This window comes from Escherichia sp. E10V10, assembly GCF_004211985.1.
Lineage (GTDB): Bacteria > Pseudomonadota > Gammaproteobacteria > Enterobacterales > Enterobacteriaceae > Escherichia.
Genome location: NZ_RHJO01000001.1, coordinates 625,712 through 648,842, shown reverse-complemented (window position 1 = coordinate 648,842; position 23,131 = coordinate 625,712). Strand labels below are relative to the sequence as shown.

The window sequence follows — 23,131 nt, the reverse complement described above, 5'->3', positions numbered from 1 at the left end:
TAAGAAGTGTGATATTATAACATTTCATGACTACTGCAAGACTAAAATTAACATGACAAGTCTGGTTTCCCTGGAAAATGTCTCGGTTTCATTTGGCCAACGCCGCGTCCTCTCTGATGTGTCGCTGGAACTCAAGCCTGGTAAAATTTTGACCTTACTTGGGCCGAACGGCGCAGGTAAGTCGACATTGGTTCGGGTTGTACTCGGGCTGGTAACACCAGATGAAGGAGTTATCAAGCGCCACGGAAAACTGCGCATTGGTTATGTGCCGCAGAAGCTGTATCTCGACACCACGTTGCCACTGACCGTAAACCGTTTTTTACGCTTACGCCCCAGAACACATAAGGAAGATATTCTGCCTGCACTAAAACGCGTTCAGGCTGGGCATCTTATTGACGCGCCAATGCAAAAGCTCTCTGGCGGTGAAACGCAGCGTGTACTACTCGCGCGCGCATTGTTAAATCAACCCCAGTTATTAGTTCTGGACGAACCCACCCAGGGCGTGGATGTGAATGGTCAGGTGGCGTTATATGACCTTATTGACCAGTTACGTCGCGAACTGGACTGTGGCGTTTTAATGGTGTCTCACGATCTGCATCTGGTAATGGCAAAAACCGATGAAGTACTTTGCCTTAACCATCACATCTGTTGTTCTGGCACACCAGAAGTCGTTTCCCTGCATCCGGAATTTATTTCGATGTTCGGGCCTCGCGGAGCTGAACAGCTGGGTATTTATCGCCATCATCATAATCACCGCCACGATTTACAGGGGCGAATTGTTCTGCGTCGGGGAAGTGATCGCTCATGATTGAATTATTATTTCCCGGTTGGTTAGCCGGGATTATGCTGGCCTGTGCCGCAGGTCCTTTGGGTTCTTTTGTTGTCTGGCGTCGTATGTCTTATTTTGGCGATACGCTGGCCCATGCGTCTTTACTTGGAGTGGCGTTTGGTCTGTTGCTGGACGTGAATCCCTTCTATGCAGTGATTGCCGTTACGCTGCTGCTGGCGGGCGGTCTGGTATGGCTGGAGAAGCGCCCACAGCTGGCGATCGACACGTTATTGGGAATTATGGCGCACAGTGCCTTGTCGCTGGGCCTGGTCGTTGTCAGTCTGATGTCTAACATTCGCGTTGACTTGATGGCATACCTGTTCGGTGATTTGCTGGCAGTGACGCCGGAAGATCTCATCTCCATCGCCATTGGCGTGGTCATTGTGGTGGCAATTCTGTTCTGGCAATGGCGTAATTTACTGTCGATGACCATTAGCCCGGACCTGGCATTTGTCGATGGCGTGAAATTACAGCGAGTGAAATTGCTGTTGATGCTGGTAACAGCATTGACGATTGGTGTGGCAATGAAATTTGTCGGGGCGTTGATTATTACCTCGCTGCTGATCATTCCGGCTGCTACCGCACGTCGTTTTGCCCGTACGCCGGAACAGATGGCAGGTGTCGCCGTTTTAGTGGGGATGATTGCTGTAACTGGCGGTTTAACTTTTTCAGCGTTTTACGATACGCCTGCGGGTCCGTCAGTGGTGCTATGTGCTGCGCTGTTGTTTATTTTGAGTATGATGAAAAAACAGGCCAGCTAATTTGTACCTAAACACAATTGTCGGATAAGACGCGAACGACGTCGCATCAAGCACATTGCCAGTGTCGGATGCGGCGCGAGCGCCTTATCCGACCTACGGTTCGCTATATCAGGTAGGCCTGATAAGACGCGAACGACGTCGCATCAGGCACACTGCCAGTGTCGGAAGCGGCGTGAACGCCTTATCCGACCTACGGTTCGCTATACCGGGTAGGCCTGATAAGACGCGAACGGCGTCGCATCAGGCATATTGCCAATGTCGGATGCGGCGTGAACGCCTTATCCGACTTACGGCTCTATACCTGGTAGGCCTGATAAGACGCGAACAGCGTCGCATCAGGCACACTGCCAATGTCGGATGCGGCGCGAGCAACCGAACCGACTTACGGCATTTCTGGCGGCGTAATTCCAAAGTGGTTCCACGCCCGCACTGTCGCCATACGCCCGCGCGGTGTACGCTGCAAAAAGCCTTGCTGAATCAGATAAGGCTCCAGCACATCCTCAATGGTTTCACGTTCTTCGCCAATAGCCGCCGCCAGGTTATCCAGACCTACAGGCCCACCAAAGAATTTATCGATTACCGCCAGCAGCAATTTGCGGTCCATATAATCGAAACCTTCAGCATCGACATTCAGCATATCCAGCGCCTGGGCGGCGATATCTGCCGAGATGGTGCCATCGTGCTTCACTTCGGCGAAATCACGCACTCGACGCAGCAGACGGTTGGCAATGCGTGGCGTACCGCGAGCGCGACGAGCAACTTCCAGCGCGCCGTCATCACTCATCTCAAGCCCCATAAAGCGTGCACTACGACTAACGATATATTGCAGATCCGGCACCTGATAAAACTCCAGACGTTGCACAATACCAAAACGGTCGCGCAACGGTGATGTCAGCGAACCTGCGCGCGTGGTTGCACCAATCAGGGTAAACGGGGGCAAATCAATTTTAATGGAGCGTGCCGCCGGACCTTCACCAATCATGATATCTAACTGGTAGTCTTCCATTGCCGGATACAACACCTCTTCCACCACTGGTGAAAGACGGTGGATCTCATCAATAAACAGCACGTCATGTGGTTCAAGGTTAGTGAGCATTGCTGCCAAATCGCCTGCTTTTTCCAGCACCGGACCGGAAGTCGTGCGTAAATTAACGCCCATTTCATTGGCGACAATATTAGCAAGCGTGGTTTTACCTAAACCCGGAGGGCCAAAAATCAACAGATGATCGAGGGCGTCGCCGCGCAGTTTCGCTGCTTTGATGAAAATCTCCATCTGTGAACGAACCTGCGGCTGACCAACATACTCTTCCAGTAATTTGGGGCGAATGGCGCGATCTGCTACATCTTCCGGCAAAGTCGTACCGGCAGAAATCAGACGGTCTGCTTCAATCATCCTTTACCTCATAACGCGGCGCGTAGGGCTTCGCGAATTAATGTTTCACTGCTGGCGTCAGGGCGGGCGATTTTGCTCACCATGCGGCTGGCTTCTTGTGGTTTATAGCCCAGCGCCACCAGCGCAGCAACCGCTTCCTGTTCAGCATCATCGGTTGCCGGGCTGGCAGGCGACGTGAGCACCAGATCGGCGGCTGGCGTAAAGAGATCGCCGTGCAAACCTTTAAATCGGTCTTTCATTTCGACAATTAAACGCTCGGCGGTTTTTTTACCAATGCCCGGCAGTTTCACCAGTGCTCCCACTTCTTCACGTTCAACGGCATTAACGAACTGCTGTGCTGACATTCCGGAGAGGATCGCCAGCGCCAGCTTCGGGCCGACGCCGTTGGTTTTGATCAACTCTTTGAACAACGTGCGCTCTTGTTTATTGTTAAAACCGTACAGCAGTTGCGCGTCTTCACGCACCACAAAGTGGGTGAAAACAATCGCTTCCTGACCCGCTTCAGGGAGTTCATAAAAACAGGTCATCGGCATATGCACTTCATAGCCTACGCCGCCCACTTCAATTAACACCAGCGGGGGTTGTTTTTCAATGATGATGCCTCTGAGTCTGCCTATCACATGACGCTCCTGCGTAATGAATCAAAGATAATGCTGTATGATAAAAAAATGCTGGATAGATATCCAGCGAAGGATGAAGAAAACTTGCGAGGCGTCCCGATGATCTGAAAAATGGCGCAGTATAATTTATTCTACAGGTTATATTGGAAGCAAATATTTGAATATTACATATTCAGTGAGTTAATGCGTAAAAAAATATACATTTCGACTCCTGAAAAATAAACTTTTTTATGTTATTACGTGTATTCATATTTATTTCAATGGAATGACAACGTGAATATTAATTACCCTGCTGAATATGAAATTGGTGATATCGTCTTTACATGTATAGGTGCTGCCTTATTTGGCCAAATATCAGCAGCATCAAATTGCTGGAGTAATCACGTCGGGATCATTATCGGTCATAACGGTGAAGACTTCCTGGTTGCAGAAAGCCGGGTTCCCCTTTCAACCATCACCACGCTATCCCGTTTTATTAAACGTTCTTCTAATCAACGCTATGCTATAAAGCGATTAGACACAGGGCTAACAGAACAACAAAAACAACGAATTGTTGAACAGGTTCCCTCCCGGCTACGCAAACTCTACCACACCGGTTTTAAATACGAATCTTCACGCCAGTTCTGTTCAAAATTTGTCTTTGATATTTATAAAGAGGCGCTATGTATTCCGGTGGGTGAAATAGAGACATTTGGAGAATTGTTAAATAGAAATCCGAATGCAAAACTCACTTTCTGGAAATTCTGGTTCTTAGGCGCAATTCCGTGGGATCGTAAAACGGTTACGCCAGCGAGTTTGTGGCATCATCCGAGTCTAATGTTGATTCATGCGGAGGGAGTAGAAACGCCTCAGCCTGAACTGACTGAAGCGTGATAATTTAGCGCAGTCGCCCTCTCGCCAGGTTCAGCCGCGATTCACTCATCTGCATCGCATTCTGGCTGACATGGCAGTGGGTGATGGCAATCGCCAGCGCATCGGCGGCATCCGCCTGTGGATTAGCAGGTAATTTCAGCAAGGTACGCACCATATGCTGCACCTGGCTTTTTTCGGCGCTACCAATGCCCACCACTGTTTGCTTCACCTGACGCGCAGCATATTCAAACACCGGCAATTCCTGATTCACCGCTGCCACAATCGCCACGCCTCGTGCCTGCCCCAGTTTCAGGGCAGAGTCAGCGTTCTTCGCCATAAAGACTTGTTCGATTGCGAAATAATCGGGCTGGAACTGGGTGATGATTTCCGTCACGCCCGCATAGATCAGTTTCAGACGAGACGGTAAATCATCCACTTTGGTGCGTATGCATCCGCTACCCAGGTAGGACAGTTGCCTGCCCACCTGACGGATAACACCGTAGCCGGTAACGCGCGAACCCGGGTCAATACCGAGAATAATAGACATCACGCGTCTCCGTTTTGTTGTTTAGCCGGCCTCATCAGAGGGTCGCTGCAACCTCATCAGAGATCTCACCGTTATGGTAAACTTCCTGCACGTCGTCACAATCTTCCAGCATATCGATCAGACGCATCAGTTTCGGTGCAGTTTCTGCATCCATATCGGCTTTGGTTGACGGGATCATGGAAACTTCTGCGCTGTCTGCTTTCAGACCTGCCGCTTCCAGAGCGTCGCGTACTTTACCCATCTCTTCCCATGCAGTGTAGACGTCGATTGCGCCGTCATCATAGGTCACAACGTCTTCAGCACCAGCTTCCAGTGCTGCTTCCATGATGGTGTCTTCGTCGCCTTTCTCGAAGGAGATCACGCCTTTTTTGCTGAACAGATAGGCTACGGAACCGTCAGTGCCGAGGTTACCGCCACATTTGCTGAATGCGTGACGCACTTCAGCAACGGTACGGTTGCGGTTGTCAGACAGACATTCAATCATGATTGCCGTGCCGCCAGGACCGTAACCTTCGTAGATGATGGTTTCCATGTTCGCATCATCATCACCGCCCACACCACGTGCAATTGCGCGGTTCAGGGTGTCACGGGTCATGTTGTTAGACAGTGCTTTATCAATTGCTGCACGCAGACGCGGGTTAGCGTCCGGATCGCCACCGCCCAGCTTAGCCGCGGTTACCAGCTCACGAATGATTTTAGTGAAGATTTTACCGCGCTTAGCATCCTGCGCAGCTTTACGATGTCTGGTGTTGGCCCATTTACTATGACCTGCCATAAAAATATCTCCAGATAGCCCTGCCTGTTCAGGCAGCGTTAATAACAAACTGTTCAATCGCCTGCCGGTTGCTCCAGGACTTAGTGAGCGCCGCCGCAGCAGGCGCATCAAGCCACTTGTAAGCCAGATGTTCAGTGAAAACAATCTGGCGTTCGTGCGGGAGCGCAAGACAGAACCATGATTCCGTATTACGCGTCACGCCCGGCGCATAGCGATGACGTAAATGTGAAAAAATTTCAAACTCTACCGTGCGCTGACAGTCAATTAAGGTCAGTTGTTCAGCGACAACATCGATGGTGACCTCTTCCTTTACTTCGCGCATGGCAGCTTGCGGCGCGGTTTCACCCTCTTCCACACTGCCGGTTACCGACTGCCAGAAATCGGGATCGTCACGCCGCTGCAACATCAGCACCCGTTTCGTATCTTGTGCATAGATGACCACTAAGATCGAAACGGGACGCTTATACACTTTATCCTTCACGCTGCCTCTTCGTTGACTGCCTTCGCTCATCCCATTCACATAGTTATCTATGCTCATGGGAGTTCACTCAGTTGCCGCCTCGATGCAACGCGAATGATTTCGTGTATTAGAGTCATATCAGTTATTCTCAGCCTTCTTCACAACCTGAATGCTCAGCTCAGCCAGTGCAGTCGGGTTAGCAAAGCTCGGTGCTTCAGTCATCAGACACGCTGCCGCCGTGGTTTTCGGGAAGGCGATAACGTCACGGATGTTGTCGGTGCCGGTCAGCAGCATAGTCAGACGGTCAAGACCGAATGCCAGACCTGCGTGCGGCGGAGTACCGTATTTCAGGGCGTCGAGCAGGAAGCCGAATTTCTCGCGCTGTTCCTCTTCGGTGATCCCCAGAATGCCAAACACCGTCTGCTGCATATCACCATTATGGATACGCACTGAACCACCGCCCACTTCGTAACCATTGATGACCATATCGTAAGCGTTCGCCACCGCATTTTCCGGTGCAGCTTTCAGCTCTGCCGCCGTCATGTCTTTCGGCGCGGTGAACGGATGGTGCATTGCCGTCAGGCCGCCTTCACCGTCGTCTTCAAACATCGGGAAGTCGATAACCCACAGCGGCGCCCATTTGCTTTCGTCGGTCAGGCCAAGGTCTTTACCCACTTTCAAACGCAGTGCGCCCATCGCGTCGGCAACAATTTTCTTGTTGTCGGCACCGAAGAAAATCATATCGCCATCTTGCGCGGCAGTACGATCCAGGATGGCTTCGATGATTTCCGCATTAAGGAACTTCGCTACCGGGCTGTTGATACCTTCCAGACCTTTCGCGCGTTCGTTAACTTTGATGTAAGCCAGACCTTTCGCGCCATAGATTTTAACGAAGTTACCGTATTCGTCGATCTGCTTACGGGTCAGCGATGCGCCACCCGGAACACGCAGAGCGGCAACACGGCCTTTCGGATCGTTCGCCGGACCCGCAAATACCGCGAATTCAACAGATTTCAGCAGATCGGCAACGTCGGTCAGTTCCATCGGGTTACGCAGATCCGGTTTATCAGAACCATAACGGCGTTCTGCTTCCGCAAAGGTCATTACCGGGAAATCGCCCAGATCAATGCCCTTCACTTCCAGCCACAAATGACGCACCAGCGCTTCCATCACTTCACGCACTTGCGGCGCGGTCATGAAAGAGGTTTCCACATCGATCTGAGTAAATTCAGGCTGACGATCAGCGCGCAGGTCTTCGTCACGGAAGCATTTAACGATCTGATAGTAGCGGTCAAAACCGGACATCATCAGCAGCTGTTTGAACAACTGCGGGGATTGCGGCAGCGCGTAGAATTTACCTTTGTGCACACGAGAAGGCACCAGGTAGTCACGCGCGCCTTCCGGCGTGGCTTTAGTCAGCATCGGAGTTTCGATATCGAGGAAGCCGTGGTCATCCATAAAACGACGCACCAGGCTGGTGATTTTAGCGCGGGTTTTCAGGCGCTGAGCCATTTCCGGACGACGCAGGTCAAGATAGCGGTATTTCAGACGCGCTTCTTCGGTGTTGACGTGGTTGGAGTCAAGCGGCAGAACGTCTGCGCGGTTGATGATGGTCAGCGAGGAAGCCAGCACTTCGATTTCGCCAGTCGCCATATCGCGGTTGATATTTTTTTCGTCACGCGCACGTACGGTGCCCGTGACCTGAATGCAGAACTCATTACGCAGTTCAGAGGCCAGCTTTAACGCGTCTGCACGATCCGGATCGAAAAATACCTGCACGATACCTTCGCGGTCGCGCATATCGATAAAGATCAAGCTACCAAGATCACGACGACGGTTGACCCAACCACACAGAGTCACCTGCTGCCCCACGTGGGACAAACGGAGCTGTCCACAATATTCTGTACGCATGAGATATCCCTTAACTTAGCTGCTGGCGGATGTCCCCTGCTGTGCAGGTGACCTGAGTCGCAGCGTTAGCTGTATGTCACAACTGAATGAAAAAAGGCGGCTATTATACTGGAAATTCTGCCGCACCGTAAGAGCCTGGCCCGCGCTGGAACGCCTCGTTACCACTTTATATCGGGCCTGGATTCAGACTCTACGCCAGTTTGCTATAAAGGTGTTGTCCGAACTCATAAAAATTAACAAAATTTGTCGTTCCGCCATCGGCTAATCGCATTAAGGTGAGAGGCACGATTTTGTTTTATCTGGAGTGATCATGCTTGAACTTAATGCCAAATCCACAGCGCTAGTGGTGATTGATTTACAGGAAGGCATCTTGCCTTTTGCCGGTGGTCCGCATACTGCCGAAGACGTGGTAAATCGCGCCGGGAAGCTGGCGGCGAAATTTCGCGCGAGCGGTCAGCCCGTGTTTCTGGTGCGTGTTGGCTGGTCTGCCGATTACGCCGAAGCATTAAAACAGCCGGTCGATGCGCCCTCCCCCGCTAAAGTGTTGCCCGAAAATTGGTGGCAACATCCTGCTGCATTAGGCGCAACCGACAGCGATATCGAAATCATCAAACGTCAATGGGGTGCGTTTTACGGTACGGATCTGGAGTTGCAATTACGCCGCCGAGGTATCGATACAATAGTGTTATGTGGGATCTCGACCAATATCGGCGTTGAGTCCACCGCCCGCAATGCCTGGGAACTCGGTTTTAATCTGGTGATTGCCGAAGATGCCTGTAGCGCCGCCAGTGCCGAGCAGCACAATAACAGCATCAACCATATCTATCCACGCATCGCCCGTGTGCGCAGTGTGGAAGAGATCCTCAACGCGTTATGATTTACATCGGTCTACCGCAATGGTCGCATCCTAAATGGGTGCGGTTGGGGATAACCAGCCTGGAAGAGTATGCCCGCTACTTTAATTGCGTGGAGGGCAACACCACGCTATACGCCCTGCCGAAACCCGAGGTAGTCCTGCGCTGGCGGGAGCAGACCACAGATGACTTCCGCTTCTGTTTTAAGTTTCCGGCGACCATTTCGCATCAGGCAGCGTTGCGTCATTGCGATGATTTAACCAGTGAATTTTTGACCCGTATGTCACCGCTGGCTCCGCGCATTGGGCAATACTGGCTGCAACTGCCTGCCACATTCGGCCCACGGGATTTGCCTGCGCTTTGGCATTTTCTCGATTCTCTTCCCGGCGAATTTAATTATGGTGTGGAAGTGCGTCATCCGCAGTTTTTCGCCAAAGGGGAAGAGGAACAAACGCTTAATCGCGGATTACATCAGCGCGGCGTTAATCGGGTAATTTTAGACAGCCGCCCGGTTCATGCTGCACGTCCGCATAATGAAGCCATACGCGACGCTCAACGGAAGAAACCGAAGGTTCCGGTACATGCCGTACTAACGGCGACAAATCCGCTGATCCGTTTTATCGGCAGCGATGATATGGCGCAAAACAGGGAATTATTTCAGGTCTGGTTAAAGAAATTAGCGCAGTGGCAGCAGAACACCACGCCTTATCTTTTTCTGCACACGCCAGATATTGCTCAGGCACCGGAACTGGTACATACCCTGTGGGAAGACTTACGTAAAATGCTTCCAGAGATCGGAGCAGTCCCGGCTATTCCACAGCAATCTTCTCTTTTCTGAATTTGCCACCTATCATAGACAAGTGCCATCGGCCATTTTAAAGGGAGTTTGTATGGTAAGCGCGCTGTATGCCGTTTTAAGTGCGTTGTTATTAATGAAGTTCTCTTTTGATGTTGTTCGCCTGCGAATGCAGTATCGCGTTGCCTATGGCGACGGCGGTTTTAGCGAACTACAAAGTGCTATTCGTATTCATGGCAATGCGGTGGAATATATTCCTATCGCGATTGTATTGATGCTATTTATGGAAATGAATGGTGCTGAAACCTGGATGGTGCATATTTGCGGCCTCGTTTTGCTTGCAGGTCGCCTGATGCATTATTACGGTTTCCATCACCGTCTGTTTCGCTGGCGACGTTCTGGTATGAGCGCCACCTGGTGTGCGCTATTGCTGATGGTGCTGGCGAATCTTTGGTATATGCCCTGGGAGTTGGTTTTCTCCCTACGTTAGCGCACAATACGCCACTTTCTTTTTCCCGGATTTTTACGTTATGTCTCACCGCGACACGCTATTTTCTGCTCCTATCGCCAGACTGGGCGACTGGACCTTTGATGAACGGGTAGCTGAAGTCTTCCCGGATATGATCCAACGTTCCGTTCCCGGCTACTCCAATATTATTTCCATGATTGGTATGTTAGCTGAACGCTTCGTTCAACCGGGTACGCAGATTTACGATCTGGGCTGTTCTTTGGGCGCGGCGACGCTCTCAGTGCGTCGCAACATTCATCATGATAATTGTAAAATTATCGCCATCGACAATTCCCCGGCAATGATTGAACGCTGCCGTCGTCATATTGACGCCTATAAAGCGCCTACGCCTGTTGACGTTATTGAGGGTGATATTCGTGATATTGCCATTGAAAACGCGTCGATGGTGGTACTGAATTTTACCCTGCAATTTCTGGAACCTTCCGAGCGCCAGGCGTTACTGGATAAAATTTATCAAGGGCTAAACCCGGGCGGCGCGCTGGTGCTTTCGGAAAAATTCAGTTTCGAAGATGCCAAAGTTGGTGAACTGCTGTTCAACATGCACCACGACTTTAAACGTGCCAACGGCTACAGCGAGCTGGAAATCAGCCAGAAGCGCAGCATGTTAGAAAACGTAATGCTGACCGATTCCGTGGAAACCCACAAGGCACGCCTGCATAAAGCCGGTTTTGAGCATAGCGAGCTGTGGTTCCAGTGCTTTAACTTTGGTTCACTGGTGGCATTAAAAGCAGAGGACGCTGCATGATCGACTTTGGTAACTTTTATTCTCTGATTGCCAAAAATCATCTTTCACACTGGCTGGAAACCCTGCCCGCGCAGATTGCCAGCTGGCAGCGCGAACAGCAGCACGGTCTGTTTAAACAGTGGTCCAATGCGGTGGAATTTCTGCCTGAAATTAAACCGTATCGTCTTGATTTACTGCATAGCGTGACGGCAGAAAGCGAAGAACCACTGAGCGCTGGGCAGATTAAGCGCATTGAAACGCTGATGCGCAACCTGATGCCGTGGCGCAAAGGGCCGTTCTCACTGTATGGCGTCAACATCGATACCGAGTGGCGTTCCGACTGGAAATGGGATCGTGTTCTGCCCCATCTTTCTGATTTAACCGGGCGCACCATTCTTGATGTCGGCTGCGGCAGCGGCTATCACATGTGGCGCATGATTGGCGCAGGCGCACACCTTGCGGTGGGGATCGACCCTACGCAACTATTCCTCTGCCAGTTTGAAGCAGTGCGTAAACTTTTAGGTAACGACCAACGGGCGCATCTGCTGCCGTTAGGGATTGAACAACTTCCGGCACTGAAAGCCTTTGATACCGTCTTTTCGATGGGCGTGCTTTATCATCGTCGTTCACCGCTGGAGCATCTCTGGCAGTTGAAAGATCAACTGGTGAATGAGGGTGAACTGGTGCTTGAAACGCTGGTTATTGATGGCGACGAAAACACGGTGCTGGTACCAGGCGATCGTTACGCACAAATGCGTAATGTTTATTTCATCCCGTCGGCCCTGGCGCTGAAAAACTGGCTGAAGAAGTGTGGTTTTGTTGATATTCGCATTGCGGATGTGAGCGTCACCACCACAGAAGAGCAGCGACGCACTGAATGGATGGTTACTGAATCGCTGGCCGATTTCCTCGACCCACATGATCCGGGTAAAACGGTGGAAGGTTATCCTGCGCCTAAACGCGCGGTACTGATTGCGCGCAAGCCGTAAAGGTCTGGTATTACTGCCGGATGTGGCGTGAACGCCTTATCCGGCCTACAAAGCCTTGTTAATTCAATATATTGCAGGGACTATGTAGGCCTGATAAGCATAGCGCATCAGGCAGTTTTGCGTTTGCATAACCTCAGCGCCCGTTTCCGGGCGCTATTCACTTCTTATGCCTGAATAGCTGGCTGATCAAACGCCGTTAACTTCGGCGCATTACCCGTATATTTTTCGATATACACCAGCGCAGAGTTACCGGCACAGGCATTCGCCAGCTGCGAGCTGGGGATATCCGCCGTTAACACGTTCGCACTGCCGTTTTTACACAAGCCATTTTCCAGATCCGGCCATGCACCTTCATGCACGCATACCACGCCTTTTTTGATCCCGTCAGTCACCACAGCGCCTGTCAGGATCTGACCACGTTTATTCCAGACACGGACCAGATCGCCATTCGCAATACCAAAGCGAGCAGCATCTTCGGTGTGAATTGTGATCGGCTCACGATCGGCAACCGCATATTTTTTACGCAGCTCCGCATAGTTAAGCTGACTGTGTAGACGATGCGCCGGATGCGCGGTCAGAAGCTGCAACTGCTTCTCGTCGGCGGTACCTTTCCACTCATCAGGAGCCAGCCAGGTCGGGTGTGCCGGGCAATCCTTATAGCCAAATTTTTCCAGCGTTTTTGAATAGATTTCAATTTTGCCGCTTGGCGTACCCAGCGCATTTTTCACCGGATCGGCGCGGAAATCACCATAGCGAACATATTGCTCGCTCTTCTCGCTGCGGCGCATTTCAAGCAGTTTATTTTGCTGCCAGAAGGCATTAAACATTGGCATAGTCACGCGTTGCGCACGCGCACCTTTCTGAGCGGCATCATAGAAAAATTTCAGCCACGCCATTTCATCTTTACCTTCGGTATAGATCTCTTTACCGCCAGGTTTCAGTAATTCCGCAAGAGCGGCAAACACGTCAAAATCGTTACGCGCTTCAAATTGCGGAGCGACAGCCTGCTTCATCGGCACAATATGCTGGTTGCTGTAATCACCGGTCATCGTCAGGTCATTGCGCTCAAACGATGTGGTGATCGGTAATACGATATCTGCGTGTTTGGCTGCTGCGGTCCAGTAGCATTCAGAAACGACGATCATCTCCGGTTTCTGCCACGCTTTGATCAGACGATTAGTATCCTGGTGATGGGTAAAGTTACCGCCACCCGCCCACCAGATCATTTTGATATTTGGGTACGTTTGCTCTTTACCGTTGTGCTGATATTTCCCGCCAGGATTTTCCAGCGCATCGACAATACGGGCGACCGGAATCGCGGTCATTCCGCCATCATCAGCTTCCTCACTTGCCTGTCCGGCAATCGCCGCAGACATTTCTGGCAGTACGCCGCCAACTCGCGTCGGGTTGCCACCGTTGGAGTAATGATAAGAGAATCCAAAACCGCCGCCCGGTGTACCAATTTGCCCTAACATCGCCGCCAGCGTCACCAGCATCCAGTGTTTCTGTTCACCGTATTGCTGGCGTTGGATCCCCCAACCAGCCATCAGCATCGTGCGATTCGCCGCCATCAGTTCTGCAAGTTTGACAATCTGCGCTTCCGGTACACCAGTAATTTCTGCCGCCCAGGCCGCACTCTTCGGCGTATTATCGTTCTTGCCGGTCAGATACTCTTCAAACTGCGGATAACCGGTGGTGTATTTCTCAAGGAAGGCTTTATCGTGTTTGCCTTGAGTCATCAGGGTATGCGCGATGCCTAACATCAGCGCCACGTCGGTCCCCATATTCGGCGCGATCCAGGTCGCGTTATCGCCAAAGAACTCGATTGTTTCGGAACGGATAGGGTCGATGGCAATCACCGGTTTGCCCGATTTTTTCAGCTGATGGAAGTATTCCAGCCCTTGTTCATCGGTACTGCTCCAGGCAATTTTTAAGGTATTCAGCGGGTTCATGCCCCACAACACCACCACCTGACTGTTTTCCAGAATCAGCGGCCAGGAAGTCTGCTGTTCATAGACCTCCACAGAACCGACAACGTGCGACATGATCACCTGCGCAGCCCCGGTAGAATAATCGCCACTATGCCCGGAATATCCCCCCGCCAGATTCATATAACGTTGCAGTAAGGTTTGCGCTTTATGCAACACGCCAGAAGAGCGCCAGCCGTAAGACCCTGCAAAAATGGCCGATGGTCCGTTAGCTTTACGAATGCGATCGTGTTGCTCATGAATCAGTTTTAATGCTTGTTCCCAGCTCACCTGTACATAGGTATCTTCGCCACGACCTTTTGCCGGTTGCAATGGATTGTCGAGATAACTTTTTCTCACCATCGGATGCTGAATACGCGCCGTAGTGTGTACCTGATCCGCCGCCGTAGACTGTAAGGAGTTCGGGATGGTCTTCGCCAGCGCGCCTGTAGAAGAAACAATCTTACCGTCCTTCACTTCTACGTTCATCGCTCCCCAACGACCCGCGGTGAGGATTTTTCCGCCCTTCTCTTCTGCCCAAGCGGGTAACGGCGTAGCCGATGTCACCACCAGCGCCCCGGCAGCAATACCGCTATGTTTAATAAACTCACGTCTTGTTAATGTCATAACTTCCTCCCTGATCTACGAGGATCACTGTTTTTCGGTAATATCTTTGGCGTTGTACTGGAAGTACCGCGTCAAAATGTCCAGTTCGTTTTCGCTCATGCTGGTTCGCGCCCCCATTCCTTTGGCGATAGAGGGCCAGGTATTGACGGTGTAATGGTCAGCGGCAATAGGCGCATGGCAGCCAGCACAATAGGTGTCATCGAGTTTTTCAGCGTATTGCCATAACGGTTTACGATTCGCTAATACGGGATCGATTAGCGCCCCTTGTAAAGACGCCTGACGCCATTGATTGCCGTATTCGTCAGCCTGCCATTCCCCGTTTACCGTTAGCGCCTTGATACCTTCATCACTTAATGTGGCAAGCGCCAGACGTTGACCTGCCGCCAGGTAAAGTGTGTTTTCACTGCCCTGCATTTGATAACCCTGCAACAGAACGATCGGCTGTTTGCCACTGGCATCAACGACGGTGAGATCGGTACCAGGATTCACAGTGGCCAGTTCGCCTATGCGGGAAGGTTTGAAAGGATAAATATGTGCGCCATTGGTCACAGAAGTGGCAGCCTGACTTTCCAGTTCATGCGCCGCGTTGTCATCCATTTTTATTTCTGGCGGGAAATGGGCAATTCCTTTATGACAATCAATACACGTTTCACCGTCCTTTTGCGCTTTGGTATGCATTTTCTGCGCAGATTCACTTTGCGAGGCAATATCCATCGCATCAAAAGAATGGCAACTACGGCACGTTGCAGAATCCGATGCTTTTAATTCTTTCCATACTGTTTCGGCCATTTCCTGACGATGCGCTTCGAACTTATCGTCACTGTCTATTTTGCCGCTAACAAATTCATGATAAATATCTTTAGATGCTTTTAATTTGGCAAATAAATAATCCATCCCTGACTTTGGAATATGGCAATCGGCACATTCCGCACGTATCCCTTTCTGGTTCGAAAAGTGGACAGTTCCCTGATATTCCTCAAAAGGTTTACTCATCGAGTGGCAGGAGAGACAAAATGCTGTATCCGACGTTTTATGTAAGGCTTTTTGCGCCAGCAATAACCCGCCGCCACCAACCACAACCGCTATCAGCAGAAAAAATAACCCAATGCGTTTTTTCCCTCGCATAGATTCCTCTAATTAAATTCCAGGACACCGAAGTCATTATATAAATAAATATACAACGAATTGACTACTTGCTTAATTCGGCACAACACTGCCTGAAATAATCGATAAAGAATATGATTTATTACAATGTAATCATTAATTGCTAAGGAATAACCCAGTTGTTATTTGGAATATATATTTATCAGTTTTAGCAATTTAAATCCCATAATTAATGTGAATATATAAAATATTTTTAGCACCACGCTATGCGCACTGTCACCCGCTCAACAGATCACAGTTATCGTTCGTTTTTTATACTGTTTAGGGATAAAAAAAGGCCCCTGTTGAAATTGCAGGGGCCTGGTACGAGCAAGCATCATATTGGGCGACATGATGCAACGGTAAAAATCATTTGGCCTGATGGCGTTCAATGATTCCTTTCATTTCAGCAACCGCCGCCCCGTCTACGACATAACGCGAATACTCGTCCGCGTGTGCATCTGATGACATGGACAATCCTTGATTACGATAACGCATCGGTGAGGCTTGCCACGCTCCCGCGGAGCTATGGACTTCCAGCACTCCGGCATCGAGGAAGTGGTGCAGGTTTTCTGCACGGACTCCTGCTCCGGCCATGATGATTGGAGTATCACCATAGGCAATAAGTTCCATAATTTTTGATAAACCTTGCAGAGCGTCTGATTTTTGCCCGGAAGTCAGTACCCGGGCAATGCCCAATTGCGCAAGATTATTCAGTGTATTTAATGGGTTAGCACACATATCGAAGGCACGATGAAAAGTAACGGCCAACGGACCGGCAGCAGACATTATTTTTTCCATTCGTGGCATATCGACATTACCGTCAACATCGAGAACGCCCGTCACCAGTCCCGGAAAGCCTAATTCGCGGACAGTACGAACATCCTCAAGAATGGCGGCAAACTCGCCGTCGCTGTAGCAAAAATCACCACCGCGCGGGCGGATGATCGGATGCACGGGAATCGTTATCTGCTGACGCACGGATTTAAGCACGCCCAGCGACGGCGTTAAGCCCCCTTCTTTCGGAGCCGCACACAATTCAATTCTGTCAGCGCCATTTTGCTGCGCCGTTAGTGCGCATTCCATGCTGTAACAGCAAATTTCCAGTAATGCCATTTTTGCTCCTTAATTACGCCAACTGCTCGCTGGCAACGATCTCTTCAATGGACCACGGATGAAATTTAATCGTCGTTTTGCCATCGGTGACCGCCAGCGTCGGATTCGGTAATCGCTCATGCTCACCTTTTGGCGAACTGGTTTTAACTGAGATCCCTGGCAGGCTGAGTCCTTCATCAGAAAGCAACGCCAGCGCACGGGCATTCAGCGTTTCTGGCTCGCCCGGCAGAACGATTTCAATATGTTCCCAACCTTCGTGCGGGTAACGTTTTTCCCCGGGCCACGGTAGCTCAACAATGGAAAACTGCCAGTGAGCAACCTGTACCGGCTCATGCAATTTAAACAGACAAATCGGCCTGCCATTGATCATATTTTCTGACAGGAGTTCACCGCACTGTTCAAACCCGCGACGCCAGCGTTCAGCGGTGGCGTTTTGATGGCAACGCAAAGAAATGTGATCGGCAGTCAGCGGAGTGATATCCAGCCCCAGACGGCGGGAAAGTTCATCTAATGCGTGGGTAAATCGCGGTAAATCCGATGCAATATCCTGCAGCTCGTCGATAGATTGCCAGTTCGCCATAATCACTCTTCGTCTTTCAGTAAAAGCGTTAATTTACCCTGTTGCCCTGCGCCAACCAACCGCTGATTTCACGCCGCTTCTGATGCAATAGTGAAAACGGCAATACGCCACGCGCACGTTGCTGACGAAAACAGCCATTTGCAGTATACTCCCGTCCTAATTTCTTTAACTGGTGCGGGCAATTTTTGCTCGCTTCATCAATGTAAGGTATTCCGGTGAATATTCAGGCTCTTCTCTCAGAAAAAGTCCGTCAGGCCATGATTGCGGCAGGCGCGCCTGCGGATTGCGAACCGCAGGTTCGTCAGTCAGCAAAAGTTCAGTTCGGCGACTATCAGGCTAACGGCATGATGGCAGTTGCTAAAAAACTGGGTATGGCACCGCGACAATTAGCAGAGCAGGTGCTGACTCATCTGGATCTTAACGGTATCGCCAGCAAAGTTGAGATCGCCGGTCCAGGCTTTATCAACATTTTCCTTGATCCGGCATTCCTGGCTGAACATGTTCAGCAGGCGCTGGCGTCAGATCGTCTCGGTGTTGCTACGCCAGAAAAACAGACCATTGTGGTTGACTACTCCGCACCGAACGTGGCGAAAGAGATGCACGTCGGTCACCTGCGCTCTACCATTATTGGTGACGCAGCAGTGCGCACTCTGGAGTTCCTCGGTCACAAAGTGATTCGCGCGAACCACGTCGGCGACTGGGGTACTCAGTTCGGTATGCTGATTGCGTGGCTGGAAAAACAGCAGCAGGAAAACGCCGGTGAAATGGAACTGGCTGACCTTGAAGGTTTCTACCGCGATGCGAAAAAGCATTACGATGAAGATGAAGAGTTCGCCGAGCGCGCACGTAACTACGTGGTAAAACTGCAAAGCGGTGACGAATACTTCCGCGAGATGTGGCGCAAACTGGTCGACATCACCATGACGCAGAACCAGATCACCTACGATCGTCTGAACGTGACGCTGACCCGCGATGACGTGATGGGCGAAAGCCTCTACAACCCGATGCTGCCGGGTATCGTAGCGGACCTGAAAGCCAAAGGTCTGGCAGTAGAAAGCGAAGGCGCAACCGTCGTATTCCTTGATGAGTTCAAAAACAAGGAAGGCGAACCGATGGGCGTGATCATTCAGAAGAAAGATGGCGGCTATCTTTACACCACTACTGATATCGCCTGTGCGAAATATCGTTATGAAACACTGCATGCCGATCGCGTGCTGTATTACATCGACTCCCGTCAGCATCAACACCTGATGCAGGCATGGGCGATCGTCCGCAAAGCAGGCTACGTGCCGGAATCCGTACCGCTGGAACACCACATGTTCGGCATGATGCTGGGCAAAGACGGCAAACCGTTCAAAACCCGCGCGGGCGGTACGGTGAAACTGGCCGATCTGCTGGATGAAGCCCTGGAGCGTGCACGTCGTCTGGTGGCAGAAAAGAACCCGGATATGTCAGCTGACGAGCTGGAAAAACTGGCTAACGCGGTGGGTATTGGTGCGGTGAAATATGCGGATCTCTCCAAAAACCGCACCACGGACTACATCTTCGACTGGGACAACATGCTGGCGTTTGAGGGTAATACCGCGCCATACATGCAGTATGCTTACACGCGTGTATTGTCCGTGTTCCGTAAAGCAGAAATTAACGAAGAGCAACTGGCTGCAGCTCCGGTTATCATCCGTGAAGATCGTGAAGCGCAACTGGCAGCTCGCCTGCTGCAGTTTGAAGAAACCCTCACCGTGGTTGCCCGTGAAGGCACGCCGCATGTAATGTGTGCTTACCTGTACGATCTGGCCGGTCTGTTCTCTGGCTTCTACGAGCACTGCCCGATCCTCAGCGCAGAAAACGAAGAAGTGCGTAACAGCCGTCTGAAACTGGCACAACTGACGGCGAAGACGCTGAAGCTGGGTCTGGATACGCTGGGTATTGAGACAGTAGAGCGTATGTAATCGCGTTATACGGCAACAGCCGATGTCGCAGTTACGGACATCGGCTTTTTTATCACCGCCGATAATTCACAATCACTTCATTACGTTGTACTTTCAGCGGCGGAATTAACCGCCCACCGCCAGGCACTTCCCAGATAAAGCGCAACGGTTCTGCTGCCGCTATACCGGAAAAAGCCACGGTGGTTCCGCTCTGCCCCTCTAATTCGACACAACGAGATTGTGAGCATAAACGTACCCGCAGTCCCGCGGGGGTCGGACCGATAAGCTGATAACGCCACGCCACCAGCGTCATCAATCCTGAAACAGGTTGTCGCGAAGAAAGAGGCGCAGAAGACATCGACTCACCGCGATGATTTAGCGTAATTCCGACACTACTTGCCTGCCACATCCCCTCTCCGGCGGCTTGCGCCAGCAGCGGAAACAACAGCATAGCCAATAAGGTTCTCATCATTTACCGCCAATCGTCGCCGTCATGCGGATATGTCGGTTATCAGATAGTTCCAGATTCGACAGCACCACTAACTGCGGCAAGCTGCGGCGCAGGAAGCGAGACAATAATGGTCGCAGCGCGTGGTTCACCAACAAAACTGGCGGTGCCCCCAACATCTCCTGACGGGATAGCGCTTCCTGAGTTTGCGCCAGTAAACGATCCGCCAGCCCCGGCTCCAGTCCGCCCCCGCCCTGCAACGCCTGTAGTAACAAACGTTCCAGCGGTGTATCGAGGCCAATAACATGGACTTCATCTTTGCCAGGAAACCACTGCTGGGTAATCGCCCGTCCCAACGCCACGCGCACGACGGCGGTTAATTCATGTGGATCGCTTTGGATGGGCGCATGCTCCGCCAGCGTTTCGAGAATGGTGCGCATATCGCGAATCGGCACTTTTTCATCGAGCAGATTTTGCAGCACTTTATGTAGCGTGGTGAGCGTGACGACGCCAGGAACGAGATCTTCCGTCAGCTTTGGCATCTCCTGGGCGACGCGATCCAGCAGTTGTTGCGCCTCCTGGCGACCAAACAACTCTGCGGCATGCTGGCTAATGAGATGGTTAAGATGCGTTGCCACCACTGTGCTGGCCTCAACCACGGTGTACCCCTGAATCTGCGCCTGTTCTTTTAGCGCACTTTCGATCCAGATAGCGTTCAGACCAAAAGCCGGATCGACGGTCGCTTCACCAGGTAACGTCCCGGCAGCGGTACCAGGGTTAATTGCCAGCCAGCGCCCCGGATAAGCATCGCCACTGCCAATCTCTACGCCTTTCATTAAAATACGATAGCGGGCAGGTTGCAGATCCATATTGTCGCGAATGTGCACCACCGGCGGCAGGAAGCCCATTTCCTGAGCAAATTTCTTACGAATACTACGAATACGGCCCAGCAACTCGCCATCTTGTTGGAAATCAACCATCGGGATCAGTCGATAGCCCACTTCCATTCCCAGAGAATCTTCCAGTTGCACATCGTTCCACGTCGCTTCGACAACGGCATTATTCTCTGCCATTTTTACCGGTTTGGGTTCGGCAGGCGCTTTTTGTTCTCGTCCGCGGATCCACCAGGCCAGCCCTAGCAATCCCGCCGTGAACAGCAAAAATACCAGGTTCGGCATTCCAGGCACCAGCCCGAGTAAACCGAGCACGGCGGCGCTTAACAACATAACGCTTGGATTACTGAAAAGCTGATTCACCATCTGCTCGCCAACATCCTGATCGGTGCTGACACGCGTAACGATGACCCCCGCGGCGGTAGAAATCACCAGCGCCGGGATTTGTGCCACCAGACCGTCGCCAATGGTCAATAGCGTATAACTTTCCGCCGCGTGTCCCATGCTCATGCCATGTTGCAGCACACCGACCAGCAATCCGCCGACAACGTTAATGACCATGATGAGGATCCCGGCGATGGCATCACCACGAACAAATTTACTTGCCCCGTCCATTGAGCCGTAAAAGTCGGCTTCCTGAGTCACTTCGGAGCGGCGTTTTTTCGCCTCATCTTCACCAATCAATCCGGCGTTCAGGTCGGCGTCAATCGCCATCTGCTTACCCGGCATACCATCGAGAACAAAGCGCGCGCCCACTTCCGCGATACGCCCGGCACCTTTGGTGATAACCATAAAGTTGATGATCACGAGAATGACGAACACCACGATACCGATAGCGAAATTGCCACCAACGAGGAAGTGACCGAACGCTTCGACCACCTTCCCTGCCGCCGCCGCGCCGGTATGGCCTTCCATCAAAATGATACGGGTTGAAGCCACGTTAAGAGCCAAACGCAGCAGCGTGGTGAACAGCAGGATTGTCGGAAAGGCGGCAAACTCAAGCGTGCGCTGGGTAAACATCGCCACCAGCAACACCATGATCGACAAGGCAATATTGAAGGTAAACAACAGGTCGAGTATGAATGCGGGCAGTGGCAGCACCATCATCGACAAAATCAGCAAGATCAAAATCGGTCCGGCAAGGATCTGCCATTGTGTCGATTTCAGGTTTGCGGGCAGGCGCAGCATCGCGGCCAGATTACTCATGGGTCGGTTTCTCGTTAATAAAATCCAGGGCTTCCGGCACCGGAAGATGAGTTGGTTGTACAGGGCGCTGTCCACCAGCCAGACGCCAACGTTTCAGTTGCCAGACCCAGGCCAGCACTTCCGCCACAGCGGCATAGAGTTGACCAGGTATTTGTTGACCGATTTCAGCATGTCGATACAGCGCACGCGCCAGCGGAGGCGCTTCGAGGGTTGGGACGTTATTTTCAGCGGCTATTTCACGAATGCGTAATGCCACCAGCCCCGCGCCCTTGGCAACGACTTTTGGCGCACTCATTTTGTTTTCGTCGTACTGCAAAGCCACTGAGTAGTGAGTTGGGTTATTGACGATAACGTCCGCTTTCGGCACATCGACCATCATCCGCCGCCGCGCCGCAGCTCGCTGCATCTGACGGATTCGCCCTTTGACATGAGGGTCGCCTTCGCTTTGTTTGAACTCATCACGAATATCCTGCCGTGACATACGCAGCTTTTTCAGGTGGCTGAAGATTTGGAAAAAGACGTCAAATCCCACCATCGGAATGACACCAAGCACCACCAGCAGTGCGCATAGCCCTACCAGATCCATCGCATTACCCATGGCGGTAATGGGGGACTCCGCCATTAAGCGCATCATTTGCGGCCAGTGGTGCCAGAGATAAAACCCCGTCACACTGCCGACCAGGATGGATTTCAAAATCGCTTTAAGCAACTCCGCGCCAGTCTGTGCCGAAAACATCCGTTTAATGCCCGGTAGCGGGTTGAGTTTGGAAAACTTCGGCTGCAAGGATTTGCCGCTAAATACCAGGCCACCCAGCATCACCGGAGAAATGAGCGCCACCAGCACCACGCCGCTAATCAGCGGCAGCAGCGCCAGCATGGCTTCTCTGATCAGCAGAATAATCTGCCCGAGGATCAGATTCGGGTCATTGATGATGCTGTGATCAAAATGCAATCCCGCGGAGAGCATGCCCGACAATCGACGAGCCAGCGACACACCGCCAAACCAGATAACACACACGCCCACTAACAAAATCAGCAGCGACGTTAATTCACGGGAACGCGGGATTTGCCCCTCTTCCCGCGCTTTTTCAAGTCGGTGAGGTGTGGGGGCTTCTGTTTTGTCGTCGCTCTCGTCAGACACGTCGCCAATCCTGGAAAGAGTAATAAGCGTGAATGATGCCAG

At 51.5% G+C, this 23,131-nt stretch carries 22 protein-coding genes; 9 read left to right on the top strand and 13 right to left on the bottom strand.

What is annotated here, in order from left to right:
* Positions 1 to 52 precede the first annotated feature (52 nt).
* A complete protein-coding gene (gene znuC, locus D9736_RS03000; protein ID WP_130208493.1) occupies positions 53 to 808 on the top strand; it encodes a zinc ABC transporter ATP-binding protein ZnuC in 756 nt (251 codons plus the stop codon).
* Positions 805 to 1,590, top strand: a complete 786-nt coding sequence (gene znuB / locus D9736_RS02995) for a zinc ABC transporter permease subunit ZnuB (RefSeq protein WP_130208494.1) — start codon at positions 805 to 807, stop codon at positions 1,588 to 1,590. Before znuC ends, znuB begins: the two co-directional genes overlap by 4 nt.
* A gap of 382 nt (positions 1,591 to 1,972) precedes the next feature.
* On the opposite strand, the gene ruvB is transcribed toward znuB, so the two are convergent.
* Both ruvB and ruvA read right to left on the bottom strand, forming a co-directional pair.
* A complete protein-coding gene (gene ruvB / locus D9736_RS02990; protein ID WP_000568522.1) occupies positions 1,973 to 2,983 on the bottom strand; it encodes a Holliday junction branch migration DNA helicase RuvB in 1,011 nt (336 codons plus the stop codon).
* A gap of 8 nt (positions 2,984 to 2,991) precedes the next feature.
* The gene (ruvA, locus tag D9736_RS02985; RefSeq protein WP_000580323.1) at positions 2,992 to 3,603 is read right to left on the bottom strand and encodes a Holliday junction branch migration protein RuvA; all 612 of its coding nucleotides are present in this window, start codon (positions 3,601 to 3,603) and stop codon (positions 2,992 to 2,994) included.
* A gap of 273 nt (positions 3,604 to 3,876) precedes the next feature.
* Here ruvA and D9736_RS02980 point away from each other — a divergent pair, with 273 nt between their 5' ends.
* On the top strand, positions 3,877 to 4,476 hold the full coding sequence (locus D9736_RS02980) for a YebB family permuted papain-like enzyme (RefSeq protein ID WP_130257654.1): 600 nt from the start codon (positions 3,877 to 3,879) through the stop codon (positions 4,474 to 4,476).
* Positions 4,477 to 4,480: 4 nt separating this feature from the next.
* On the opposite strand, the gene ruvC is transcribed toward D9736_RS02980, so the two are convergent.
* From ruvC to aspS, 4 genes are all read right to left on the bottom strand, one after another.
* Positions 4,481 to 5,002: a crossover junction endodeoxyribonuclease RuvC gene (gene ruvC / locus D9736_RS02975; RefSeq protein WP_010350951.1), complete on the bottom strand. Its 522-nt coding sequence runs from the start codon at positions 5,000 to 5,002 to the stop codon at positions 4,481 to 4,483.
* Between the two features lie 34 nt (positions 5,003 to 5,036).
* Positions 5,037 to 5,777 carry a YebC/PmpR family DNA-binding transcriptional regulator gene (locus tag D9736_RS02970; protein WP_000907234.1) on the bottom strand — a complete coding sequence of 247 codons (741 nt, stop codon included), beginning with the start codon at positions 5,775 to 5,777 and terminating at the stop codon, positions 5,037 to 5,039.
* Positions 5,778 to 5,805: 28 nt separating this feature from the next.
* Positions 5,806 to 6,258, bottom strand: a complete 453-nt coding sequence (gene nudB, locus D9736_RS02965; protein ID WP_001300367.1) for a dihydroneopterin triphosphate diphosphatase — start codon at positions 6,256 to 6,258, stop codon at positions 5,806 to 5,808.
* A 117-nt stretch (positions 6,259 to 6,375) separates the two neighbouring features.
* On the bottom strand, positions 6,376 to 8,148 hold the full coding sequence (gene aspS, locus D9736_RS02960) for an aspartate--tRNA ligase (RefSeq protein WP_130208496.1): 1,773 nt from the start codon (positions 8,146 to 8,148) through the stop codon (positions 6,376 to 6,378).
* A gap of 310 nt (positions 8,149 to 8,458) precedes the next feature.
* Here aspS and D9736_RS02950 point away from each other — a divergent pair, with 310 nt between their 5' ends.
* Genes D9736_RS02950 through cmoB form a run of 5 tightly spaced genes read left to right on the top strand, consistent with a single transcriptional unit; the run spans position 8,459 to position 12,040 of the window.
* Positions 8,459 to 9,025, top strand: coding sequence for a hydrolase (locus tag D9736_RS02950; RefSeq protein ID WP_130218698.1), 567 nt, complete (start codon positions 8,459 to 8,461; stop codon positions 9,023 to 9,025).
* A complete protein-coding gene (locus D9736_RS02945; protein WP_130257652.1) occupies positions 9,022 to 9,840 on the top strand; it encodes a DUF72 domain-containing protein in 819 nt (272 codons plus the stop codon). Before D9736_RS02950 ends, D9736_RS02945 begins: the two co-directional genes overlap by 4 nt.
* A 52-nt stretch (positions 9,841 to 9,892) precedes the next feature.
* Complete coding sequence (locus D9736_RS02940; protein ID WP_130218694.1) at positions 9,893 to 10,288, top strand: MAPEG family protein; 396 nt, start codon at positions 9,893 to 9,895, stop codon at positions 10,286 to 10,288.
* 40 nt (positions 10,289 to 10,328) lie between these two features.
* Positions 10,329 to 11,072, top strand: coding sequence for a carboxy-S-adenosyl-L-methionine synthase CmoA (cmoA, locus tag D9736_RS02935; RefSeq protein ID WP_130208500.1), 744 nt, complete (start codon positions 10,329 to 10,331; stop codon positions 11,070 to 11,072).
* Complete coding sequence (gene cmoB / locus D9736_RS02930) at positions 11,069 to 12,040, top strand: tRNA 5-methoxyuridine(34)/uridine 5-oxyacetic acid(34) synthase CmoB (protein WP_000564757.1); 972 nt, start codon at positions 11,069 to 11,071, stop codon at positions 12,038 to 12,040. The genes cmoA and cmoB overlap by 4 nt, the downstream gene beginning before the upstream one ends.
* Positions 12,041 to 12,204: 164 nt before the next feature.
* Here cmoB and torZ read toward each other — a convergent pair whose 3' ends face one another.
* The 4 genes from torZ to D9736_RS02910 all read right to left on the bottom strand — a co-directional run bounded on the left by torZ (position 12,205) and on the right by D9736_RS02910 (position 17,473).
* The gene (gene torZ, locus D9736_RS02925; RefSeq protein WP_130257651.1) at positions 12,205 to 14,634 is read right to left on the bottom strand and encodes a trimethylamine N-oxide reductase TorZ; all 2,430 of its coding nucleotides are present in this window, start codon (positions 14,632 to 14,634) and stop codon (positions 12,205 to 12,207) included.
* Positions 14,635 to 14,658: 24 nt separating this feature from the next.
* A complete protein-coding gene (locus D9736_RS02920) occupies positions 14,659 to 15,759 on the bottom strand; it encodes a NapC/NirT family cytochrome c (protein ID WP_130257650.1) in 1,101 nt (366 codons plus the stop codon).
* Between the two features lie 387 nt (positions 15,760 to 16,146).
* Positions 16,147 to 16,893: a copper homeostasis protein CutC gene (cutC, locus tag D9736_RS02915; protein ID WP_130218688.1), complete on the bottom strand. Its 747-nt coding sequence runs from the start codon at positions 16,891 to 16,893 to the stop codon at positions 16,147 to 16,149.
* 13 nt (positions 16,894 to 16,906) lie between these two features.
* Complete coding sequence (locus D9736_RS02910; protein ID WP_130257649.1) at positions 16,907 to 17,473, bottom strand: VOC family protein; 567 nt, start codon at positions 17,471 to 17,473, stop codon at positions 16,907 to 16,909.
* 215 nt (positions 17,474 to 17,688) lie between these two features.
* Here D9736_RS02910 and argS point away from each other — a divergent pair, with 215 nt between their 5' ends.
* A complete protein-coding gene (gene argS, locus D9736_RS02905) occupies positions 17,689 to 19,422 on the top strand; it encodes an arginine--tRNA ligase (protein ID WP_130257648.1) in 1,734 nt (577 codons plus the stop codon).
* 52 nt (positions 19,423 to 19,474) lie between these two features.
* Here the strand turns inward: argS and flhe are convergent, their stop codons facing one another.
* From flhe to flhB, 3 genes are read right to left on the bottom strand one after another with little or no spacing between them, the layout of a single operon-like run.
* A complete protein-coding gene (gene flhe / locus D9736_RS02900; RefSeq protein ID WP_130257812.1) occupies positions 19,475 to 19,870 on the bottom strand; it encodes a flagellar protein FlhE in 396 nt (131 codons plus the stop codon).
* Positions 19,870 to 21,948, bottom strand: a complete 2,079-nt coding sequence (gene flhA / locus D9736_RS02895; RefSeq protein ID WP_000066967.1) for a flagellar biosynthesis protein FlhA — start codon at positions 21,946 to 21,948, stop codon at positions 19,870 to 19,872. The genes flhe and flhA overlap by 1 nt, the downstream gene beginning before the upstream one ends.
* Positions 21,941 to 23,089 carry a flagellar biosynthesis protein FlhB gene (gene flhB / locus D9736_RS02890; RefSeq protein WP_130257647.1) on the bottom strand — a complete coding sequence of 383 codons (1,149 nt, stop codon included), beginning with the start codon at positions 23,087 to 23,089 and terminating at the stop codon, positions 21,941 to 21,943. Before flhB ends, flhA begins: the two co-directional genes overlap by 8 nt.
* Between the last annotated feature and the right edge of the window lie 42 nt (positions 23,090 to 23,131).